This is a genomic window from Actinomadura madurae, assembly GCF_047130825.1.
GTDB classification, from domain to species: domain Bacteria; phylum Actinomycetota; class Actinomycetes; order Streptosporangiales; family Streptosporangiaceae; genus Spirillospora; species Spirillospora madurae.
Map to the genome: position 1 here is coordinate 1,210,423 of NZ_CP083237.1, position 20,416 is coordinate 1,230,838.

Here is a 20,416-nt window from a genome sequence, read left to right on the forward strand (position 1 = left end):
GCTCACGGCCCTCCCACGCCCGCCGCCGAACCTCGGTCACATGAGTCACCTTGCCACCGAACGGGGCACGCCCGCCGCGCCGCCTCCGCCCCCGCACGGCCACGGGGGACGGGGACGGCTCGTCGAGGTGGTGGTCCCCGTCCACAACGAGGAGCGCGTCATCGCCGCGAGCGTGGAGCGCCTGCACGCCTACCTGGCCGGCACGTTCCCCTACCCGTTCCGCATCACCGTCGCCGACAACGCCAGCACCGACGCCACCTGGCGGATCGCCGAGGAGCTGGCGGCGCTGCACCCCCGCGTCCAGGCCGTCCGGCTGGAGGCCAAGGGACGCGGCCGGGCGCTGCGGCACGTGTGGGGGACCAGCGACGCCGACGTCGTCGCCTACATGGACGCCGACCTGTCCACCGACCTGGACGCGTTCCTGCCGCTCGTCGCGCCGCTCATCTCCGGGCACAGCGACCTGGCCATCGGCTCCCGCCTCACCCGCGGCTCGGCGGTCGTGCGCGGCCCCCGCCGCGAGGTCATCTCCCGCTGCTACAACCTGCTCCTGCGCACCGCGCTCGCCGCCCGCTTCACCGACGCGCAGTGCGGCTTCAAGGCCGCCCGGACCGAGATCGTCCAGGCGCTGCTGCCCTCGGTCGAGGACGAGGAATGGTTCTTCGACACCGAGCTGCTGCTGCTCGCCGAACGCAACGGGCTGCGCATCCACGAGGTCCCCGTCGACTGGGTCGACGACCCCGACAGCCGCGTGGACGTCCTGCGCACCGCCCGCGACGACCTGCGCGGCATGGCGCGCGTCGCCCGCCGCATGCTCACCGGCGCGTTCCGCGCCCCCGTCGGCGGGCGGCCCGGCCCCGCCACCGCGCTCCCGGACGGGATGGCCCGGCAGCTGCCCGCCTTCGCCGTCATCGGCGTTCTCAGCACCCTGGCGCAGCTAGTGCTGTTCGTCCTGCTGCGCCTGGTCATGGGGCCGCTGGCGGCGAACGCGCTCTCCCTGGTGATCACCACGATCGGGAACACCGCCGCCAACCGGCGCTTCACCTTCGGCGTCACCGGCACCCGCCGGGCGTTCCGGCAGCAGCTCGAAGGGGGGCTGGCGTTCCTGCTCGGCCTGGCCCTCAGCACCGGCGGCCTGGCCGTGCTGCACGCCGCGGCGCCCGGCGCGTCCCGGGCCGTGGAGGTCGCCGCGCTCGTCACCGCCAACGCCGCCGCGACCCTGGTGCGGTTCCTGCTGATGCGCGCCTGGATCTTCCACCCGCGCCGCCTCGGCGGGCGGCCCGCCGGCGGGGACTCGGTCCCGGCGGCCGAGGAGACCGGAGGGACCCTCTGATGACCTCGACGATGGCGCCGCCCGGCTCCGCGGCACGGTCCGCCGCGCGGGGAGACCGCGTCCGGCGCGTGCTCCTCGGTCGCGACGGCGACCCGCGCTGGGCCAGGCCCGCGCTCTGGATCATCCTCGCCGCCGCGTGCGTGCTGTACACCTGGGGGCTGTCGAAGGCGGGATACGCCAACTCCTACTACTCGGCCGCGGTCAAGAGCGGCACCCAGAGCTGGAAGGCGTTCTTCTTCGGTGCCCTGGACGCCGGCTCCTTCATCACCGTCGACAAGCCGCCCATGGCCCTGTGGGTGATGGGCCTGTCCGCGCGGGTCCTCGGATTCTCCACGTGGAGCCTGCTGCTTCCGCAGGTCGCCGAGGGCGTCGCCGCCGTCGCCGTCCTGTACGCCACGGTGCGGCGCGCCTTCGGGCACGCCGCCGCGGTCATCGCCGCGGCCGTGCTCGCCCTCACCCCGATCACCGTCGCGATCAACCGCGACAACAATCCCGACACGCTGCTGGTCCTGCTGATGGTGGCCGCCGCGTGGGCCTGCGGACGGGCCATCGACACCGGACGGCCGCGGTTCCTGCTGCTCGCGGCGTTCTTCGTCGGCTGCGGCTTCAACACCAAGATGCTGCAGGCGTTCCTCGTCGTCCCGGCCCTGGGCCTGGCCTATCTGGTGGCGGCCCGGCCGGGCCTGGTGCGGCGCGTCGTGCACCTGCTCGCCGCCGGCGCCGTCCTGGCCGTGTCGTCGTTCTGGTGGATGCTGGTCGTGGACGCCGTCCCCGCCAGCTCGCGCCCTTACGTCGGCGGCAGCACCGACGGCACCGCCTGGGACCTGGTCATCGGGTACAACGGGCTCGGCCGCGTCTTCGGCGAGAACGGCGGACCGGGCGGACGCGGCGGCCCCGGAGGCGGAGGCGGTGGCGGGTTCGGCGGCCAGTCGGGCGCCGGGCGGCTGTTCAACGACATCCTCGGCGGCCAGATCTCCTGGCTGATCCCGTTCGCCGTTCTCGCGCTCGCCGCCGGGCTGATCCTGCTGCGGCGCCGTCCCCGCACCGACACCGCACGGGCCGCGCTCCTGCTGTGGGGCGGATGGCTCGCCGTCCACTACGTCGTCTTCAGCTTCGCTGAGGGCATCTTCCACCCCTATTACGCGACCGCCATGGCTCCCGCGATCGGCGCGCTCACCGGCGCCGGGGCCGTCCTGCTGTTCGGGGCGCACCGGCGGTCGGCCGCCCGGGCGTGGGTGCTGCCCGCGGGCGTCGCCGTCACCGGCGCGTGGGCGTTCGTGCTGCTGGACCGCACACCGTCCTGGCATCCGTGGCTGCGATGGGCCGTCGCCACCGCCACCGTCCTGGCGGTGCTCGGCCTGCTCGCGGGACGGTTCGGCGGCCGCGCCGGGACGCGCGCCGCCGTCGCCGGGCTCGCTCTCGCGGTGGCCGCCGGGCTCGCGGGACCGGGCGCCTACGCCGTCTCGGCCGCGTCGGCCGTGACCAACGGCACCAACCCGCTGGCCGGACCGTCCTCGGGGAGCGGCCCCGGCGGCCCCGGGCGGGGCGGGTCTCCCGGCGTGCCTGGCGGGCAGGCGCCCGGCGGTCTCCGGCCGCCAGGGCAGCCGTCCGGTCAGAACGGGCCGCCCTCGGACGGGCGCGGTCAGCGCCCCGGGGGCTTCCGCGGCGGGCCCGGCGGGCAGGTGGACGCGGGGATGATCTCCTACCTGGAGAGGAACCAGGGCGGCGCCGGCTGGCTCGTCGCGGTCTCCAGCGCCCAGGAGGCGTCCTCGATGATCCTGCGGACCGGGCGCCCGGTCATCGCGATGGGCGGCTTCACCGGCAGGGACCCGGCCATGACCGTCGCCAAGCTCCAGCGGTACGTCGAGGAGGGCGAGATCCGCTACATCCTGCTCGGCGGACGCATGGGGCCCGAGGGCCGCGACGCCGATGTCACCGCCTGGGTCGAGCGGAACGGGACCCTCGTCGACGCGAGCGAGTACGGCGGCACGTCGTCCGGCACGGCGTCCAGCGCCCAGCTGTACAGGCTCGGCTGACCGCAGGGAGACGACATGACCTCCACGACCCACGACGCCCCGCCCACGCCGAGCGCCCCGCGAGGGTGGGGCGGCCTCCCGCGCCGGCTGCTGCGAGGCCCCGCCGCCGATCCCGCCTGGGCCCGGCCCGCACTCCTGGCGCTGCTGACCGTGACCGGCGTCCTGTACGTCTGGGGGCTCGGCGCGTCCGGCTGGGCCAACGCGTACTACTCCGCGGCCGTCCAGGCCGGCGCCACCGGCTGGAAGGCGTTCTTCTTCGGCTCGTCCGACGCCGCGAACGCCATCACCGTCGACAAGGCGCCCGGTGCGCTGTGGCCGATGGCGCTGGCGGCGCGCGCCTTCGGCGTCAACTCCTGGAGCATCCTCGTCCCGCAGGCGCTCATGGGCGTCGCGACCGTGGGCGTCCTGTACGCGGCGGTCCGGCGCCGGTTCCCCGCCTGGGCGGCCCTGCTCGCCGGCGCGGCGCTGGCGCTGACGCCGGTGGCGGCGCTGATGTTCCGCTTCAACAACCCGGACGCGCTGCTGGTGCTCCTGCTCACGCTCGGCGCCTATGCGCTGCTCCGGGCACAGGAGACCGCGAGCACCCGCTGGCTGGTGCTCGCCGCGGCCTGCATGGGGACGGGGTTCCTGGCGAAGATGCTGCAGGCGTTCCTGGTCGTCCCGGTGTTCGCGCTGGTGTACCTGGTGACCGCGCCCGCGCCCGTCCGGCGGCGGCTGTGGCAGCTGATCGCCGCCGGAGGCGCGCTGCTGGTGTCGGCCGGGTGGTGGGTCGCGGTCGTGGCACTGGTGCCGGCCTCGTCCCGTCCCCATGTCGGCGGGTCGCAGCACGACTCCGTGCTGGAGCTGGCGCTCGGCTACAACGGTCTCGGACGCCTCAACGGCGACGAGACCGGCGGCCTCGGGAACCTGAACCAGGACGCCGGGTGGGGCCGCATGTTCGGCACCGTGATCGGCGGCCAGATCTCCTGGCTGCTGCCCGCCGCGCTCGTCCTGCTGGTCGCGGGGCTGTGGGCGACCCGGCGCGCGCCGCGCACCGACCCGGCCCGTGCCGCGCTGGCGCTGTGGGGCGGGTGGCTGCTGCTCACCGCCGCGGTCTTCAGCTGGATGCAGGGGATCTTCCACGAGTACTACACGGTCGCGCTGGCGCCCGCGATCGCCGCGCTCACCGGCATGGGCGCCGCGCTGCTGTGGGAGCGGCGCCGCACGCCCGAGGCCGCCGCGATCCTGTCGGCGACCGTCGCGGTCACGGCCGTGTGGGCGTACGTGCTGCTCGGACGCTCCCCGGACTGGCACCCCTGGCTCGCGCCCGTGGTCGCCGCCGCCGGGCTCATCGCGGCAGCCGGACTCGCCGCCGTGCGGCTGCTTCCCGGGCGGCTCCTCGGCGGGGTCGTCATCCTCGCGGTCCTGTCCTGCCTTGCCGGGCCCGCCGCGTACGCGGCCGAGACGGTCCGGACGCCGCACACCGGCGCCATCGTGACCGCCGGCCCGGGGACGTCCGGCGGCTTCGGACCGGGTCGCCGCGGTCCGGGCGGCGGATTTCGCGGTCCGGCCGGCAGGCCGCCCCAGGGCTTCGGCCCGGGCGCGGGGATGCCCGGTGGCCCCCGGGGCGGCGGCCCCAATGCAGGACGGCCGGCCGGGGGCGGTCCGGGCGGGCTCCTGGACGCCGGGACCCCGAGTGCCGCGGTGGTGTCCGCGCTCAAGGCAGGTGCGGCCTCCTACACCTGGGTCGCGGCGGCCGTCGGGTCGAACACCGCCGCCGGCCACCAGCTCGCCACCGGCGAGCCGGTGATGGCGGTCGGCGGCTTCAACGGCACCGATCCGGCGCCGACCCTCGCCGAGTTCCAGCGCCTCGTCCGGCAGGGGAAGATCCACTACTTCGTCGCGGGCGGAGGGCGCGGCGGCCCCATGAGGGGCGGCGGCAGCGGCAGCGACGCCGCGCAGAGGATCAGCGAGTGGGTCGCCGCCGGCTTCCCCGCCACGACCGTCGACGGCACCGTCCTTTACGACCTGTCGTCCGGCATCGGGTGACCGGGCGGGCCGCGGTGGGAAGGGAGAAGGTCATCAGCGCCCACGACCAGGGAGTGACCCGATGGCCGACACGCTCGACGACGCCGCGGTCGCCGACCGCCTGCGCGACCTGCCCGCCTGGAGCCGGGACGGCGACGAGATCCGCCGGCGGGTGAAGGCGCCCTCGTTCCTGGCCGGGATCGACGTGGTCACCGATGTCGCCCGCGCCGCCGAGGACGCCGACCACCATCCCGACATCGACATCCGCTGGCGCACCCTGACGTTCGCGCTGACCACCCACAGCGCGGGCGGCCTCACCGGCAAGGACTTCGACCTCGCCGCCACGATCGACGAGATCGCGGCCCGGCACGGCGCGGAGTAGCGCGCCGTGGCCGTCCAGGTGGCGGTGTGCGGGCCGGGCGAGTGCACCGAACGGGAATGGGACCACGCCTACGAGACCGGCCGGATCCTCGCCGAGCACGGGGCCGTGGTCGTCTGCGGCGGCCACGGCGGCGTGATGGCCGCCGTGGCCGCCGGCGCCCGCACCGCCGGCGGGACGGTGGTCGGCGTGCTGCCCGCCGCCGACCGCGCCGCCGCCGGGCCGGACCTGACCGTCGCGGTCCCCACCGGCCTCGGCCAGGCCCGCAACAACGTCATCGTCAACGCCGCCGACGCGCTCATCGCCGTCGGCGGATCGTGGGGGACGCTGTCGGAGATCGCCCTGGCCATGCGCGCCGGCCGGATCCCCGTGGTGCAGCTCGGCGGATGGCGCGTCCACGACGAGGACGGGCGGCCCGCGGGCGGCATCGTGCACGCCGCCGACCCGGCCGCCGCCGTCGAGGCCACCGGCCTGTTCGGCCGGACGGCCCGGGGCGCGGACGCGGGCTAGTGGGCGGAGAAGCCGCCGTCCACGAAGATCGACTGGCCGGTGACGTAGGCCGCCGACGGTGACGCCAGGAACACCGCGGCGCCGGCGAAGTCATCGGCCATCCCGTTGCGGCCGACCATCGTCCGCTCGGCGAGCGCGCTCACCATCGCCGGATCAGACGACAGGCGGGCGTTGAGCGGCGTCATGACGAACCCCGGCACGAGGGTGTTGGCGGTGACGCCGCGGCTCGACCACGCCTCGGCCTGCGACCGGGCCAGCGCGACCAGGCCCGACTTGGAGACCCCGTAGGCGCCGCTGGTGACCGACGCCCGGAACGCCTGCTGCGAGGCGATGTGGATGAGCCGCCCGAACCCGCGCTCGGCCATGCCGGGGCCGAACCGCTGGCCGAGCAGGAACGGCGCGTCCAGGTTCACCGCCATCGTGGCGTCCCACACGTCGGTGCCGAGCTCGTCCATCGGCGGGCGCAGGTTGATCCCGGCCGCGTTGACCAGGATGTCCGGCTCGCCGAACGCCGCGGCGGCGTCCTCGGCCGCCCGCGCGACCGCGTCCCGTGACCCGAGGTCCGCGCTGACGGACGCGGCGCGGCAGCCGTAGGCCTCCAGATCCTGGACGGTCGCGGCCAGCTCGGCCTCCCGCCGCGCGACGACCACGACGGACGCGCCCGCCCGCGCCAGGGCCTCGGCGATGGCCCGGCCGATCCCGGAGGTGCCGCCCGTCACCACCGCGACCCTGCCCTCCAGCGAGAACAGCTCCGACAAGTACGAGGCGGTGGACGGCCGATCGCTCATGATCGCAGAGTCTACGCAGCGCCGGGATCGTCCGGCGGTGGCCCCGGCGGTGGCCCCGGCGGTGGGTCGTCGTCGCCGCGGCGGCGGTCCCGCCACACCACGAACACGATCACCGCGACGACGATGAACGTCGGCACGAAGAACGGCACCGCGGTGATGATCGGATGGGACGCCAGCGTCCCTTCCGCGACCGTCATGCGCCCGCCTTCGCGCGCTCTCCGGACGCGGCGGGGGCGGCCGGCTCGGGGAGCCGCCGCGCGATCCGCGACACGCCCCAGCCGAGCGACAGCACCAGAGCCAGCGTGCACAGCAGCACGACCGCCGAGCAGGCCGCCCACAGCCAGCCGGGCACGTCGGTCTTGAGCTCCCTTTGCAGGACGGTCCGCTCGCCCTGCAGGTCCCGGGTGAAGCGCTGCGGGGCGGGCAGTTCCCGCGCGCCGATCGCCGGGTCCTCGGGCATGTAGACGGGGACGCCGGCCAGCGTCCGGCCGTCGTGGACGCGGATCAGCGTCTTCCAGTCGCCGTGCAGCGGCATCGGACCGCTCGTCCGGTAGACGCCGTCGCGTTCCTTCACCAGGTGGGCGACGTGCAGGCCCTGCCCCTGCCAGCCGGTGACGGTGACCCAGGCCGGGCCGTCGATCGCGTCCGCGGGCGCAAACTCGATACGCGCCCCGGCCGTGCGGTGCGCGGCGTCGCCCCGCACATCGGTGAGCGTGACCGTGGCGGTCCGGTCGGGCGGGACGGAGATGATCAGCCCGTTCGCCACCGCCGCGGCCACCGCCAGGATCGCCCCCGCCAGGATCCCGCGCGCCACCGCCGGACGCGGCGTCCGACCTTCCAGGCCCTCGGCCAGCAGCGCCCCGCACAGCCCGCCCGCGACGCCGCCCACGACGGCCATGGCCATGCCCTCGGCGAGGATGTCGGGCGTCCACGGCAGCCGGAACGCGATCTGGGAGAAGGCGTACTCGCCGCCGAACCCGGCGGTGCCGATCAGCACGCCCGACACCGCGCCCAGGGCCAGCGGGCGCCGCGCCAGCAGCAGCGCCGCCGCCTCCACGCACAGCGCCTCGGCGAAGTACAGCGGCACCGCCGCCCACAGCTCCCCGATCGCCCCGCCGACCAGGACCGAGACCCCGCCGCGCACCAGCATGTAGAACGCGACGGCGAACACCGCGCCGCCGCGTCCCGCCCACAGCCGCACCGCGACCAGCGCGCACCCGGCCGCCAGCGCGATGAGCAGCGGCTGGTGGACGAGCCGGAACTGCGGCACCCCGAAGTCGTACTCGGCCTGGAACACCGACAGCCCGATCAGCAGGCCGCCCCCGTGCATGCAGCGCCGCACGTACCGCACCCAGCCGGACGGCTGCTCCAGGTCCGCGCCGGCGCGGCGGCCCTCCCGCTCCAGGATCATCATCGCGACCAGCGACAGCCCGGCCCCGCCGATCAGCATCAGGTGCGTCGGGCCCCACAGCGTCACGTCCTGGCCGAAGATGCGGTGCCACACGTCGTCGAGCGGGAAGCCGAGCAGCGCGTAGAAGCCGGCGCCGGCCAGGAGCACGCCGCCCGCCGGGGCGTGCCAGTCCCGGGTGATCCGCACGGACGCGGCGCCCGGACGCTCGCCCTTCGGCAGCACCACGGCCAGCACGCCGGCGGTGAAGATGCCGAACAGCCCGATCAGGATCGGGTAGTGGGCGATGTTGGCGAGGGGCCCCTCGTCCCGGCCGTGGGATATGTGCAGGGAGATGTCCCAGTACATTCCGAGCAGCGCGGTGAGCAGGGACACCATGGCGACCGGGGTCGGCAGCGCCGCCCAGCCGGGCGTGCCGCGGCCCGGACCCCGCGCGGCCGCCTCCGCCAGGCGCGCCAGGAGCGTGACCCGGCCGGTGCGGTGGCCCCAGCCGAGCACCAGCAGCACCGCGGTCAGGACGGCGGCGCCGCCGGAGGCGATGAGGATCTGGTCGAGTGCCGCACCGCCCGCGGGTTTGGCGGGCGCCCCTGCGGCGAAAGGCACCGCGAACGCCGCCTCCATGCCCGTGAGGTGATCCAACACCGCTCCTCCCTCGCCGAGCGAACCCGGACAGAACGGGGGCGAACACCCCCGCATGGAGTATGTCACTTTCCAATGTGTCATTGTCTAGTGTCACAATATGTGGTGTGGGACACCGGGACGGAAGGGGCACGATGAGGCTGCGGACGCGGGCGAGGTCGATCGCGGGGGCGGTCGTGGCCGCGGCGGCACTGGCGACGGCCGCCGGCTGCGGGGAGCCCGCGCCGTCCGGATCGTCCAGCACCGGATCGTCCAGCGCCCCGGCCACCGGGCCGGGCGGTGGTCCGTCGGCGTCCGCGCCGTCCGCGATCCGCATCAGCGCCACGGTGACCGGCGGGAAGGTGCGCACCGCGCACCGCCGGGTGAAGGTGCCGCGCGGCGCCACCGTCGAGATCACCGTCACCAGCGACACCGCCGACGAGTTCCACCTGCACGGCTACGACCGCGAGCTGGAGCTCCCGGCCGGGCGCCCCGCCACCCTGCGGTTCACCGCCGTCACCCCGGGGGTGTTCGAAGCCGAGCTGCACCATTCCGGGGCCCGCGTCTTCGAACTGCAGGTCGGGTGACCCGTGCACGTCCTCGCCCACGGGCTCGGCGGCCGGACCGACCTGCCCCTGGACGCCGTCGCCGCCATCGTGGGCGGCGGCGCCGCCGTGGCCGCCTCGTTCCTGGCGCTCACGGCGGCGTGGAGACGTCCCCGCCTTCACCCGGCGGCCGGGCGCCCGCTGCCCGCCGCCCTCGCCCGTGCGTTGGACGCGCCGGCTCTCACCGTCTCCGGCCGTGCTCTCGCGCTCGCCGCGGCCGCCTTCGTCGTCACGGTCGCGTTCGCCGGACCGCCCTCGGAGACCGCGAACCTCGCGCCCTGGGCGCTGTTCGTGACGTTCTGGGTCGGTCTCGTGCCCGCCAGCGTCCTGCTCGGCCCCGTGTGGCGGCGCGTCAACCCGCTGCGGACGCTGCACGCCGCCCTGTGCCGCCTCACCCGGACCCCGCCGTCGGGGCGCCGCGCGCTCCCGGCCCGGCTCGGGTACTGGCCCGCGGCGGTGTGGCTCGCCGGGTTCGTATGGCTGGAGCTGGTGGCCCCGCACCGCTCCGACCCGCGCGTCGTCGGGACCCTCGTCGTCGCCTACGCGTCCGTCAATCTGGCGCTGGCCTGGTGGTTCGGCCGCGACTGGTTCGCCCGCGGGGACGGGTTCGAGGCCTACTCCAGCCTGCTCGCCCGGCTCTGCCCGGTCGGGCGGCGCGGCGACGGGACGCTCGTCCTGCGCACGCCGCTCACCGGGCTCATGAACGGCGCCGCCGAGCCCGGCCTCACCGCGACGGCGTGCGTGCTGATCGGCTCCACCGGGTTCGACGGCATCACGCGCACCACCTACTGGCGCGACACCGTCGACCCCTCCAGCGTCCCCGCCGGAACGCTAGGACTCGCCGCCGCGATCGCCGCCGTCACCGGCCTGTACGCCGCGGCGCTGCGGCTCAGCGCCCGGCTGACCGGCCAGGACCCGGCCGCCCTCCCCGGACGGTTCGCCGCGACCCTGCTCCCCATCGCGCTCGGCTACACCGTCGCGCACTACTTCTCCTTCCTCGTCCTCGAAGGGCAGACCACGTTCATCCTCGCCAGCGACCCGTTCGGGACGGGCCTGAACCTCCTCGGCTCCACCGGCAACCGCGTCGACCACGACCTCGCCGGCCCCACCCTGACCGCGCAAGTCCAGGTCAACGCCATCGTCCTCGGGCACATCGCCGGGACGATCGCCGCGCACGACCTCGCCCTGCGCGGCCCCGGCGCGACCGCGCGCGGGCAGCTCCCGATCGCCGCCGTCATGGTCGCGCTCACCTGCGCCGGGCTGTTCGCCCTGCTGAGCGGCTGACCGCTTGCGGCGCTCCACCTCCTTGGCCGCGACGCCCACCGCGACGAGGATCGGCACCGCGTACTTCGCCGCCGCCAGGATCGCGCCCACCCACGGTGGAACGGACACGTCCGGCAGGTCGGGCCACGGAACGTCGGGCTAGGGGATGTCCGGCCACGGGATCGACGGCGGATCGAGGTCGGGGAACCGGACGTCGGGCCACGGGACCCAGTCCAGCAGCACCTTGACCAGCGCGCCCAGCCCGAGCAGCGGGAACAGCACCTGCCCTGTCGCGATCGCCACGTGCCGGGAGGCGTACAGGGTCGGATGGGCCCGCGCGAACGCCTCGCGCCGAGCCGCCCGAGTCCCCGCAGGCGGCTCGAACGTCACCGGATCGGCGGGCGACTCGTCTTCCTCGTCCTTCTCCTCATCCTCGGCGTCCTCGCCGGGCTTGGGCGGGCGCAGCTCGCAGTGTGCGGCCTGTCCGTCGAGCAGGCCCCTGGCGTCGAACGCGACCACCACGCTCAGCTCCCCGTAGGCCAGCGTGGCCTTGGGGAAGCCCGTGGCCTCCTCCGTGCGGTCGCCGTCCACGTACAAGCGCGCCTTGTGGTCCCAGCCGGCGCGTTCGGTCTCGACCTCCAGCCGGTGCCCGTCGTGGACGAGCGTCCAGCGGCCGGCGGGCGCGCCGCTCGGCGAAATGCCCCCTGTCATGCCGCCAGTCTTTCCAGCGCCCGCGGCCGGTCCATCGCCCGATGGGCCACGGCGGGTAGACCAAAGTCGGTACCGGGGGCCGACCGTCAGCTCTCGAACTCCCACCGCATCGCGCCGAACGGTTCCACCGTCCCCACCGTGAACACCGTGTGGAAGGTGATCCGGTAGAGGTACCAGGGCGGAGGTCCGGCGCTCTGCGCGCTGAAGGGCGCGGTGAAGGCGTCGCCGTCCACCTGCGCGGGCCAGCCGCCCTCCCGGTATCCGGCCGCGACCGGCTCCAGGACGGCCGGGTCGGCGACGCGCTCGGCGTCGCCCTCCAGCACCACGTCCCCGATGGGCGTGCGGACCGAGATCGTGCATGCCGGGTTCGCCGCGAGGTTGCGGGACTTGCGCGTGCCGGGGCCGCTGACGATGTACAGGTCGCCCTCGTACCACAGCGCGCCGACGCCCGCCGAGTGCGGGCGGCCGTCCGGCCGGACCGTGCCGAGGTACACCGGCGTCTCCGGCTTCGGAAGCGCCGCCGTCAGCGCGTCGCGGACGGTGTCCCAGGCCAGCTCGCCGCTGCCGTAGATGTCGAGGTTGCGCGCCCGGACGGGTTCACGGTCACTCATCGTCGTCCTCCCTGGATTCGGCTTCGATGGGTAGACGGGCGACCGCGCGAGAACTCATCGGTGCGGGGGTCCGTAAGGTTGCGGCATGGCTCCTTCGATCGCCACCGCGAACCGCGTCGACCGTCCCGAACTGCTGGAATTCCTGCGTCCCCGGCATCACGCGCTGCTGTCCACCGCCCGGTCCGACGGGCGCCCCCAGATGTCGCCGGTGACCTGCGGGGTCGACGATGAGGGTCGCATCGTGATCTCCACCTACCCCGAGCGGGCCAAGGCGCGCAACGCCCGCCGGGACGCCCGCGTGTCGGTGTGCGTGCTGTCCGACGAGTTCAACGGCCCCTACGTGCAGGTCGACGGGACCGCCGAGGTCATCGACATGCCCGAGGCGGCCGACGCGCTGGTCGACTACTACCGGTGCATCGCCGGGGAGCACCCCGACTGGGACGAGTACCGGGAGGCGATGCGCCGCCAGGACAAGTCCCTGATCCGCGTCACCATCGAGCGCTGGGGCCCCATCGCGACCGGCGGCTTCCCCGCCCGCCTCGTGGACTGACCGGCCTCGAAACGAGAACCGCGGCCACCGCCCTCTTCGGAGGGGGTTGCGGCGGTGCAGCCCGATGCCTATCTTGGAACGATCGTTCCAAGATAGGGGAGGGGTCGTGCCCGACGTCAAGCACTTCGATCCCGAGCACGTGCTGGACCAGGTGGTGGAGCTGTTCTGGCGGCGCGGGTCGGCCTCGACCGGAGTCGGTGACGTGGTGGCGGCGACCGGACTCAGCCGCTCCAGCCTGTATGCCACCTTCGGCGGCAAACAGGAACTCTACCTGGCGGCGTTGCGGCGCTACGTCGAGCGGCGGTCCCGGCCGGTGCTGGAGGCGCTGGCCGCCGACGGCCGCGGCCTGCCGGCGATCGCCGCCTTCTTCGACCAGCTGATCCGGGCGCGCTGCGAAGGCCCGCACGCCCGCTGGGGCTGCATGGTCTCCAACGCCCACGCCGGGGCCGGCGGTCCGGATGAGCTGGACGGCCAGGACGCCCAGGTGCGCAAGCTGCTGGACGAGCACCACGCGCGGCTGCGAGCGGCCATGGCCGCGGCGCTCGGGACCTCGCGATCCCGTTCCCAGCTGCGGCGCGGCGTGGAGGTGGAGGCCACCGCGGACGTGCTGGCACTGCTGGCCTACGGGGTGAATCTGCGGTCGCGGGCCGGGGCGCCGGCGGCCGATCTGAAGGCGACCGTGACGGCGGCCCTGCAATCGCTGAGCCTGCCGGAGCCCTCCGAAGGAGAATGAGAATGGCCGAGTTCACCGTCCATGACGAGACCACCGCGCCCGAAGCGGCCCGTCCCCATCTGGAGGCGGCGAAGAAGCGGATGGGGTTCGTGACCTCCCTCAACGCCGTGATGGCCGAGTCGCCCGAGTTGCTGGCCGGATACAACGCGCTGGCCGAGCTGTTCGGCAAGTCCTCGCTGCCGGTGAGGGCCAAGCACGTGGTCTGGATCACCGCCAGCGTGGAGAACGGCTGCGAGTACTGCGTGGCCGCCCACTCCACCATGGCGCTGCGCTCGAAGGTGTCACCCGAGGTGGTGGAGGCGCTGCGGGCCGGCAAGTCGCTGAACGACCCCGCCTTGGAGGCGGCGCGCCGCTTCACCCAGCTGATGGTGTCGGGCCGCGGCTGGGTCGAGGAAGCCGAGGTGCAGGCGTTCCTGGACGCCGGATACACCCGCCGCCACGTCATGGACGTCATCCTGGGCGTGGGGATGAAGACGCTGTCCAACTACACCAACCACATCGCCCACACCCCGCTGGACCCCGCCTGGGCCGACCAGCAGTGGACCCGCACCGGCGGCTAGGTCAGTGTGCCTGAAAGTGGTAGGTGTCGGTGGCGCAGGCGGTGACGCGCCAGCCGCCCGGCACTTTCACCGTTCGCATCGACGTCATGCCGGACGTGGTGAGATCGGGGCGGGTTTCGCCCGGTATCCAGACGTCCAGGCGGCAGTTGCCGGACGGCCCGGTTGTGCCCGTCAGTGACAGGCGTCGTGGTGAGGACGAGGACGACAGCGCGGTCAGCCGTCCGGGCGCGGCCCGTGGGAAGGGGCGCGACAGCGGTCCGGTGAACGCGGCCGGGCGGCCGAGCGGCGTGCCGTCCGGGCAGCGCAGCCGGTTCAGGCCGCCGGCCGTCGTCGTCCCGCCGTCGCCGATGCTGTGCGGGTCGCCGCACGCCTGCCGCCACACCCACCAGGCGCCGCCGGCGCGGTGCGCGTCCTCGGCCGCCGCGTACCGGACGACCTTCGGCCCGTCGGTCCCGGGGTCGCCGAACCAGCCCCACTCGCCGCTCCACAGCGCCGCCCCGTAGTGGTCGGCGGCGGCGCGGGCGAGCGCGAAGCCGCGCTCGATCGAGATCAGCGCGCCCGAGTTCTCCAGCGTGATCGACTCGTTGTACAGGTGGGGGGAGAACACGAGCCGGTCGTCGCGCAGCGCCTCCCGGGGCGGCAGCGCGTCGATGCCGAAGGCCGACCACAGCGCGGACGGTTCGACGATCATCAGCCGCCGGGGCGCGCCCGCCGCGTCCTCGGCCGCGCGGATCGCGGCGATCGCGCGGCCGTAGAAGCGGCCGAGCTGCGCGGCCGCGGTTCCGGGCGGTCGCAGGCCCGGGTTGGGTTCGTTGAGCAGGTCGTACCCGGCGACGCCGGGTTCGCGGGCCAGCGCGGACGCCAGCCGCGCCCAGGTGCGCACGAGGTGGCTCTGGACGCCGTCCTTGTCGTCGTAGAAGTTCTGGAACGCCAGCGCGACGGCGGGGGACACCTCCCGGATGCCACCCAGTGTGCAGGTGGTGACGCCGCCCGTGAGCGTGGCCCACGCGGGCGCGCCGTCCCAGCCGCGGGCCCTCTGCATGAAGGGCGGGCACGTGGCGTCGGGCGGTGTACCGACGGCCTTGCCCCACGCGTCCTGGTGCATGTCCAGCACCGTGTACATGCCGTGGTCGGCGGCGTCGCGGACCGCTTTCCGGATCTTGGCGACGTAGCCGGTGGCGAACGCGTCCGGACGCGGCTCCAGCGCCGACCACGACACGTTCAGCCGGACCACGGTGAACCCGAGCGTCGCCATCTGCGCGAAGTCGTCGCGGGTCAGCGGCACGACGGTGGGGAGGGCGGGGTCGTTGACGGCGTAGTCGACGAGCTGGTTGACGTTGGCGCCGCGCAGCAGCACCGTCCGGTCCCGGGCGTCGACGATGTCGCCGTGGGCGACGCGCAGCGGTGACGGCTCCCAGGCCGCCCCGGCCCAGGCGGGGCTGCCCAAGGTGGGAACGGCCGCCAGTGACGCGGCGAGGGCGGCGGAGGTCGCGAGCGCGGACGCGCGGCGGCGCAGGGTCATGATCGGATCCTCTCCGTCCGGAGATCGGATCCGGCCCGCGGGCGTTACACCGCCGCGGCGGGCAGCCGGGCGAGGTCGCGGCGCAGGAAGCCGGCCGTGACGGAGGACGGGGCGTCCGGCAGCTCGGCGGGCGTCCCGGAGAAGACGATCTCGCCGCCGTGCCGGCCGCCGCCGGGACCGAGGTCGATCACCCAGTCGGCGTGCTTGACGACGTGCAGGTCGTGCTCGACGACGATGACGGTGTTGCCGGCGCCGACGAGGCGGTCCAGGAGGGCGAGGAGGGCGTCGACGTCGGACATGTGCAGGCCGGTCGTGGGCTCGTCCAGGATGTAGACGGTGCCGGTGCGGTGCAGCCGGGTCGCCATCTTGATGCGCTGGCGCTCGCCGCCCGACAGGGTGCCGAGCGGGCGGCCGAGGGGCAGGTAGCCGAGCCCCACCTCGTCGAGGGCCCGCAGCCGGGCGGCGATCCCGCGTTCGTCCGGGCCGGTGAAGAAGTCGCGGGCCTCCTCGGTGGTCATCGCCAGCACGTCCGCGATCGTCCGGCCGCGCAGGGTGTGCGCGAGGGCCTCCGCGCGGTACCGGCCGCCCCGGCAGGCCTCGCAGGTGGTGGTGACGGGGTCCATGAACGCCAGGTCGGTGACGATGACGCCGTTGCCGTCGCAGTCCGGGCAGGCGCCCGCGGAGTTGTGGCTGAACAGGGCGGCCTCGACGCCGTTGGCCCGCGCGAACAGGCGCCGGAGCGGGTCCATCACGCCGAGGAAGGTGGCGGGGGTGGAGCGGCGGGACGCCGCGATCGCCGACTGGTCCACCACGACCGCGCCGGGGTGGCGGGCGGCGAACTCGCCCAGGACCAGGCTGGTCTTGCCCGACCCGGCCACGCCGGTGACCACCGTCAGGACGCCGGCGGGGAACCGCGCCGTCACGTCCTTGAGGTTGTTGGCGCGGGCGCCGGCCACCGCCAGCCAGCCGGACGGCCGCCGGAACCCGGTCTTGACCGGCGCGGTCCGCCGCAGTGCGCGGCCGGTCGGCGTGGCGGCGCCGCGCAGCTGGGCGACCGTGCCGGTGAAGACCACCTCGCCTCCGTGCACGCCCGCGCCGGGCCCCATGTCGATCACGTGGTCGGCGGCGCCGATCACGTGCGGGTCGTGCTCGACGACCAGCACGGTGTTGCCCTTGTCGCGCAGCCGCCGCAGCAGCGCGTTCAGCCGGTCGACGTCGCGGGGGTGCATGCCGGCGCTGGGCTCGTCGAAGATGTAGGTCAGCCCGGTCAGGCTCGACCCCAGGTGCCGGACGACCTTGAGGCGCTGCGCCTCGCCGCCCGACAGGGTGCGGGTCGCGCGGTCCAGGGTGAGGTGGCCGAGGCCGATGTCCTCCAGCCGCCGCAGCCGGGTGACCGCGGCGCCGGCGACCCGCGCCGCGACCGGGTCGGTGATCTCGCCCAGCGCGGCGATCAGGTCGGCGGTCTCCATCCCGTGCAGGTCGGCGATGGTGCGGCCGCCGATGCGGGACGCCAGCGCGGCCGGGTTGAGCCGGGCGCCGCCGCAGGCGGGGCAGGGGTCCTCGCGGGTGACGCGGCGGGCCGCGTCCCGCGCCTTCGGCGGCAGCGAGCCGATGTCGCGCCGGATGTAGAGGCGGTGGAACCGTTCGAGCATGCCCTCGTAGGCGTTGTGGCCCATCGAACCGGTGCGGTTCAGGCGCGGCACGCGGAACCCCTTGCCGTGCAGGAGCAGGTCCCACTCCTCGTGGGTGAAGTCGCGCAGCGGCTTGTCAGGGTCGAACAGGCCCGACTCGGCGTACAGCTGCCACACGAACGTGCCGACGCCGAACGGCGGGAAGTCGACCGCGCCCTCGTTCAGCGACCGTCCGGTGTCCAGGAAGCGGTCCAGGTCGACGCGGACGACGGCGCCGAGCCCGTCGCACTCGGCGCACATGCCGCGCGGATCGTTGAAGGAGTAGGCGGCGGCCTCGCCGGCGCTCGGCGTCCCGTGCCGGGAGAACAGCACCCGCAGGACGGGCGAGATGTCGGTGATCGTGCCGACCGTGGACCGGGCGTTCCCGCCGATCGGGCGCTGGTCGACCACGACGGCGGGGGCGAGGTGGTCGATGGCGTCGGCGTCCGGCCGCTCCCGCTTGGGCATCCGGTCGCGGGCGAACCAGCTGAGCGTCTCGCCCAGCTGCCGCTGCGACTCCGCCGCGACCGTGCCGAACACGATCGAGGACTTCCCCGACCCCGACACTCCGGTGAACGCCACGAGGCGGTTCTTCGGGATGCGCAGCGACACGTCCTTGAGGTTGTTGTGCCTGGCCCCGGTGATGACGATGTGGTCCGTGCTCATGACCGCGACGCTAGGCGGCAAGGAGGTCAGGACCTGGCCTCATTGCCGCGCATACTGGGGTCATGTCGTCGGAACGCCTGCTGCGGCTGCTGTCCCTTCTGCAGGCCCGCCGCGAATGGAGCGGCCCGGAGTTGTGCGAGCGGCTCGGCGTGAGCCCCCGCACCGTCCGGCGCGACGTGGAGCGGCTGCGCGGCCTCGGCTATCCGGTGCACGCCACCCTCGGCGCGGCCGGCGGCTACGGGCTGGAGGCGGGGGCCGCGATGCCGCCGCTGCTGCTGGACGACGAGGAGGCCGTTGCGATCGCCGTCGGGCTGCGCGCCGCCACCGGGGGAGCGGTCGAGGGGATCGGGGAGGCGTCGGTGCGCGCGCTGGCCAAGCTCGAACAGGTGCTGCCGGCCCGGCTGCGGCGCCGCGTGAGCGCCCTGCACGCCGCCACGACGCCGCTGACCGGCCCGCCCGCCGGACCGGTCGTGGATCCGGCGACGCTGACCGTGCTGGCCGCCGCGTGCCGCGACCACGAACGGGTCCGCTTCGCCTACCGCGACGCCGGTGACGGCGAGACCCGCCGCCACGTCGAGCCGCACGGGCTGGTGTCGGCCGGGCGCCGCTGGTACCTGGTCGCGTTCGACCTCGGGCGCGAGGACTGGCGGACGTTCCGCGTCGACCGCGTGTCGTCGCCGCTGCCGACCGGCGTCCGGTGCCCGCCGCGCGAGCCGCCCGCCGCGGACGCGGCCGAGTTCGTGAGCCGCTCGCTGGCGCTGTCGCGTCCGTTGCAGCGGGCGGTGCTGCTGGTGCACGCGTCCGCGGAGGAGCTGGCCGACCGCTTCCGGGTGACCGGCGCCGAGGTCGAGCCCGTCGACGACCGCACCTGCGTCCTGCGCACGGCGCCCGGGTCCCTGGAGTGGACGGCGCTGCGCATCGCCTACCTCGACATCGACTTCGAGGTCCGCGAGCCGCCCGAGCTCCGCGACCTGCTGGCCGCCATGGCGGAGCGCCTGTCCCGGGCCGTCCGGTAGGGCCGCCGGGAGCGGCCGGTCACAGGACCCGCACGGGCAGGCCGCCGCGGGGCCGCATGGCCGTCACGCTCGTGGGGGTGACGGCGGGCGAGACCAGGCGCAGCCGGGTGCGGCGCAGCAGGCACGCCAGCATGGTCTTGAGCTCCGTCGTCGCCAGCGTGGAGCCGATGCAGCGGTGCGGGCCGCCGCCGAACGGCAGGAACGTCGCCGGGGTGGTGGGGCGGTGCAGGTCCGAGGACGGGTCCCACCGCTCCGGGCGGAACCGTCCCGCCTGCGGCCACACCTCCGGCATCCGGTGGGTGACGAACGGGGAGTAGAACACCATCGCGCCCGCCGGGATCCGGTGGCCGGCGTACTCGAAGTCCTCGACCGGGACGCGGGCGCTGAGCACGGCGGGCGGGAACAGCCGCAGCGTCTCGTTCACCACGCCGTCCAGGTAGGTGAGCGCGGGCAGGTCGGCGGCCTCCACGGGGCGGTCGCCGACCACCTCGGCGACCTCCCGCCGCGCCCGCTCGGCCGCCTCCGGATGCGCCAGCAGCGCGTACACCGCCCACGCCATCGCCGCGCTGGTGGTGTCGTAGCCGGCGGAGATGAGGCTGATGACCTGGTCCTGGAGCTCCTGGCGGGTCAGGCCCGTCCCGTCCTCGTCGCGGGCCGCCAGCAGCATGCCGAGCACGTCGTCGTGCTCGCCGCCCTCGGCCTTCCGCCGCTGGACCTCCTCGTCGACCCGGCGGACGACCAGGTCGCGGGACGCGGCGACGCGCCGCATGTACGGGTTCGGCACCGACCGCAGCATCATCTGCAGGACGAAGTTCTGGTCGATGGCGGCGAGCGCGACCTGCAGCCGCCGGCCGATCACCTCGGCGTCGGCGGCGAGCCGGTCGCCGAACAGCACCTCGACCGTGTTGCGGCGGATCACCGCGCGCAGCTCGGCGTAGGCGTCCAGGGTCTGGCCAGGGCGCCAGGAGTCCAGGGCCGCGTCGGTGTTGGCGGCCATCCGCGCCACGTAACCGGCGACGCGGCGGTGGTGGAACGCGGGCTGGACGAGCCGGCGCCGCCGCCGGTGGTCGGCGCCGTCGCTGACGATGAGCGCGGTCTCCCCGTTCACCGGGACCAGCAGGTCGAACGCCTCCCGCCACTGGAACAGGGCGGAGTTGGCGAACACGAACGCGTTGGCGTCCGGGCCGAACAGGTGCACGAACGGCTTGCGGCGCGTCCCGATCGCCGCGACCGGGCCCGCCTCGGCGTACAGGCGCAGCAGGCTCGCGCACGGGTTCATGGCGAACCCGATCCCGTGCCGGACGGTCAGCGACGGGGACGGGGCGCGCGCCGCCCCGCGGACCCTGTGCGGACTGGACGCGCGTACCGGGGTGTCGGGTGCCACGTGCCCACTATGGCACGCCCCCTGCGGCCGTCCCGCCCGGACGCGGTGG

The 20,416-nt window shown here is 74.9% G+C and carries 19 protein-coding genes; 11 read left to right on the forward strand and 8 right to left on the reverse strand.

Features of this window, described 5'->3' with window-relative positions; all coding sequences use genetic code 11:
• Positions 1 to 40: 40 nt before the first annotated feature.
• The 5 genes from K8Z49_RS05575 (at position 41) to K8Z49_RS05595 (ending at position 6,262) form a co-directional block, all read left to right on the forward strand.
• Positions 41 to 1,330 (forward strand): glycosyltransferase, encoded by a 1,290-nt coding sequence (locus K8Z49_RS05575; protein ID WP_412517761.1) that lies wholly within the window; start codon positions 41 to 43, stop codon positions 1,328 to 1,330.
• Positions 1,330 to 3,366, forward strand: coding sequence for a glycosyltransferase family 39 protein (locus K8Z49_RS05580; RefSeq protein ID WP_412517762.1), 2,037 nt, complete (start codon positions 1,330 to 1,332; stop codon positions 3,364 to 3,366). Before K8Z49_RS05575 ends, K8Z49_RS05580 begins: the two co-directional genes overlap by 1 nt.
• 15 nt (positions 3,367 to 3,381) lie before the next feature.
• Positions 3,382 to 5,394, forward strand: a complete 2,013-nt coding sequence (locus K8Z49_RS05585; RefSeq protein WP_412517763.1) for an ArnT family glycosyltransferase — start codon at positions 3,382 to 3,384, stop codon at positions 5,392 to 5,394.
• A 61-nt stretch (positions 5,395 to 5,455) separates the two neighbouring features.
• Positions 5,456 to 5,755: a 4a-hydroxytetrahydrobiopterin dehydratase gene (locus K8Z49_RS05590; protein ID WP_021599133.1), complete on the forward strand. Its 300-nt coding sequence runs from the start codon at positions 5,456 to 5,458 to the stop codon at positions 5,753 to 5,755.
• Between the two features lie 6 nt (positions 5,756 to 5,761).
• Positions 5,762 to 6,262, forward strand: coding sequence for a TIGR00725 family protein (locus tag K8Z49_RS05595; protein WP_024936232.1), 501 nt, complete (start codon positions 5,762 to 5,764; stop codon positions 6,260 to 6,262).
• Here K8Z49_RS05595 and K8Z49_RS05600 read toward each other — a convergent pair.
• The 3 genes from K8Z49_RS05600 to K8Z49_RS05610 are packed head-to-tail and all read right to left on the reverse strand — an operon-like array spanning position 6,259 to position 9,097.
• Positions 6,259 to 7,050: an SDR family NAD(P)-dependent oxidoreductase gene (locus K8Z49_RS05600; RefSeq protein WP_021600185.1), complete on the reverse strand. Its 792-nt coding sequence runs from the start codon at positions 7,048 to 7,050 to the stop codon at positions 6,259 to 6,261. The two genes, K8Z49_RS05595 and K8Z49_RS05600, sit on opposite strands and share 4 nt — an antisense overlap.
• Before the next feature lie 11 nt (positions 7,051 to 7,061).
• Positions 7,062 to 7,247, reverse strand: coding sequence for a hypothetical protein (locus K8Z49_RS05605; protein ID WP_111833469.1), 186 nt, complete (start codon positions 7,245 to 7,247; stop codon positions 7,062 to 7,064).
• Positions 7,244 to 9,097 (reverse strand): hypothetical protein, encoded by a 1,854-nt coding sequence (locus K8Z49_RS05610; protein WP_412517764.1) that lies wholly within the window; start codon positions 9,095 to 9,097, stop codon positions 7,244 to 7,246. Before K8Z49_RS05610 ends, K8Z49_RS05605 begins: the two co-directional genes overlap by 4 nt.
• A 134-nt stretch (positions 9,098 to 9,231) precedes the next feature.
• Between K8Z49_RS05610 and K8Z49_RS05615 the strand changes: the two genes are divergently transcribed.
• Entirely contained in the window at positions 9,232 to 9,663 is a 432-nt protein-coding gene (locus K8Z49_RS05615) for a hypothetical protein (protein ID WP_412517765.1), read from the forward strand.
• 3 nt (positions 9,664 to 9,666) lie between these two features.
• Positions 9,667 to 10,965, forward strand: a complete 1,299-nt coding sequence (locus tag K8Z49_RS05620; protein WP_412517766.1) for a hypothetical protein — start codon at positions 9,667 to 9,669, stop codon at positions 10,963 to 10,965.
• Between the two features lie 138 nt (positions 10,966 to 11,103).
• Here K8Z49_RS05620 and K8Z49_RS05625 read toward each other — a convergent pair whose 3' ends face one another.
• Together K8Z49_RS05625 and K8Z49_RS05630 are read right to left on the reverse strand one after the other, a co-directional pair.
• A complete protein-coding gene (locus tag K8Z49_RS05625) occupies positions 11,104 to 11,655 on the reverse strand; it encodes a hypothetical protein (RefSeq protein ID WP_412517767.1) in 552 nt (183 codons plus the stop codon).
• Positions 11,656 to 11,741: 86 nt separating this feature from the next.
• A complete protein-coding gene (locus K8Z49_RS05630; protein ID WP_111833474.1) occupies positions 11,742 to 12,266 on the reverse strand; it encodes a pyridoxamine 5'-phosphate oxidase family protein in 525 nt (174 codons plus the stop codon).
• Positions 12,267 to 12,351: 85 nt separating this feature from the next.
• Between K8Z49_RS05630 and K8Z49_RS05635 the strand changes: the two genes are divergently transcribed.
• The 3 genes from K8Z49_RS05635 to K8Z49_RS05645 all read left to right on the forward strand — a co-directional run bounded on the left by K8Z49_RS05635 (position 12,352) and on the right by K8Z49_RS05645 (position 14,109).
• Entirely contained in the window at positions 12,352 to 12,816 is a 465-nt protein-coding gene (locus K8Z49_RS05635; RefSeq protein WP_412517768.1) for a PPOX class F420-dependent oxidoreductase, read from the forward strand.
• Between the two features lie 106 nt (positions 12,817 to 12,922).
• The gene (locus tag K8Z49_RS05640; protein WP_021597674.1) at positions 12,923 to 13,549 is read left to right on the forward strand and encodes a TetR/AcrR family transcriptional regulator; all 627 of its coding nucleotides are present in this window, start codon (positions 12,923 to 12,925) and stop codon (positions 13,547 to 13,549) included.
• A gap of 2 nt (positions 13,550 to 13,551) precedes the next feature.
• Positions 13,552 to 14,109: a carboxymuconolactone decarboxylase family protein gene (locus K8Z49_RS05645; RefSeq protein WP_412517769.1), complete on the forward strand. Its 558-nt coding sequence runs from the start codon at positions 13,552 to 13,554 to the stop codon at positions 14,107 to 14,109.
• 1 nt (position 14,110) lies between these two features.
• On the opposite strand, the gene K8Z49_RS05650 is transcribed toward K8Z49_RS05645, so the two are convergent.
• A complete protein-coding gene (locus K8Z49_RS05650) occupies positions 14,111 to 15,631 on the reverse strand; it encodes a glycoside hydrolase family 5 protein (protein WP_412517770.1) in 1,521 nt (506 codons plus the stop codon).
• Positions 15,632 to 15,675: 44 nt separating this feature from the next.
• Positions 15,676 to 17,967 carry an ATP-binding cassette domain-containing protein gene (locus tag K8Z49_RS05655; protein WP_075022357.1) on the reverse strand — a complete coding sequence of 764 codons (2,292 nt, stop codon included), beginning with the start codon at positions 17,965 to 17,967 and terminating at the stop codon, positions 15,676 to 15,678.
• A gap of 62 nt (positions 17,968 to 18,029) precedes the next feature.
• Here K8Z49_RS05655 and K8Z49_RS05660 point away from each other — a divergent pair, with 62 nt between their 5' ends.
• The gene (locus K8Z49_RS05660; RefSeq protein ID WP_412517771.1) at positions 18,030 to 18,983 is read left to right on the forward strand and encodes a helix-turn-helix transcriptional regulator; all 954 of its coding nucleotides are present in this window, start codon (positions 18,030 to 18,032) and stop codon (positions 18,981 to 18,983) included.
• A gap of 19 nt (positions 18,984 to 19,002) precedes the next feature.
• Here the strand turns inward: K8Z49_RS05660 and K8Z49_RS05665 are convergent, their stop codons facing one another.
• Positions 19,003 to 20,367, reverse strand: a complete 1,365-nt coding sequence (locus K8Z49_RS05665) for a cytochrome P450 (RefSeq protein ID WP_412517772.1) — start codon at positions 20,365 to 20,367, stop codon at positions 19,003 to 19,005.
• Positions 20,368 to 20,416 lie beyond the last annotated feature (49 nt).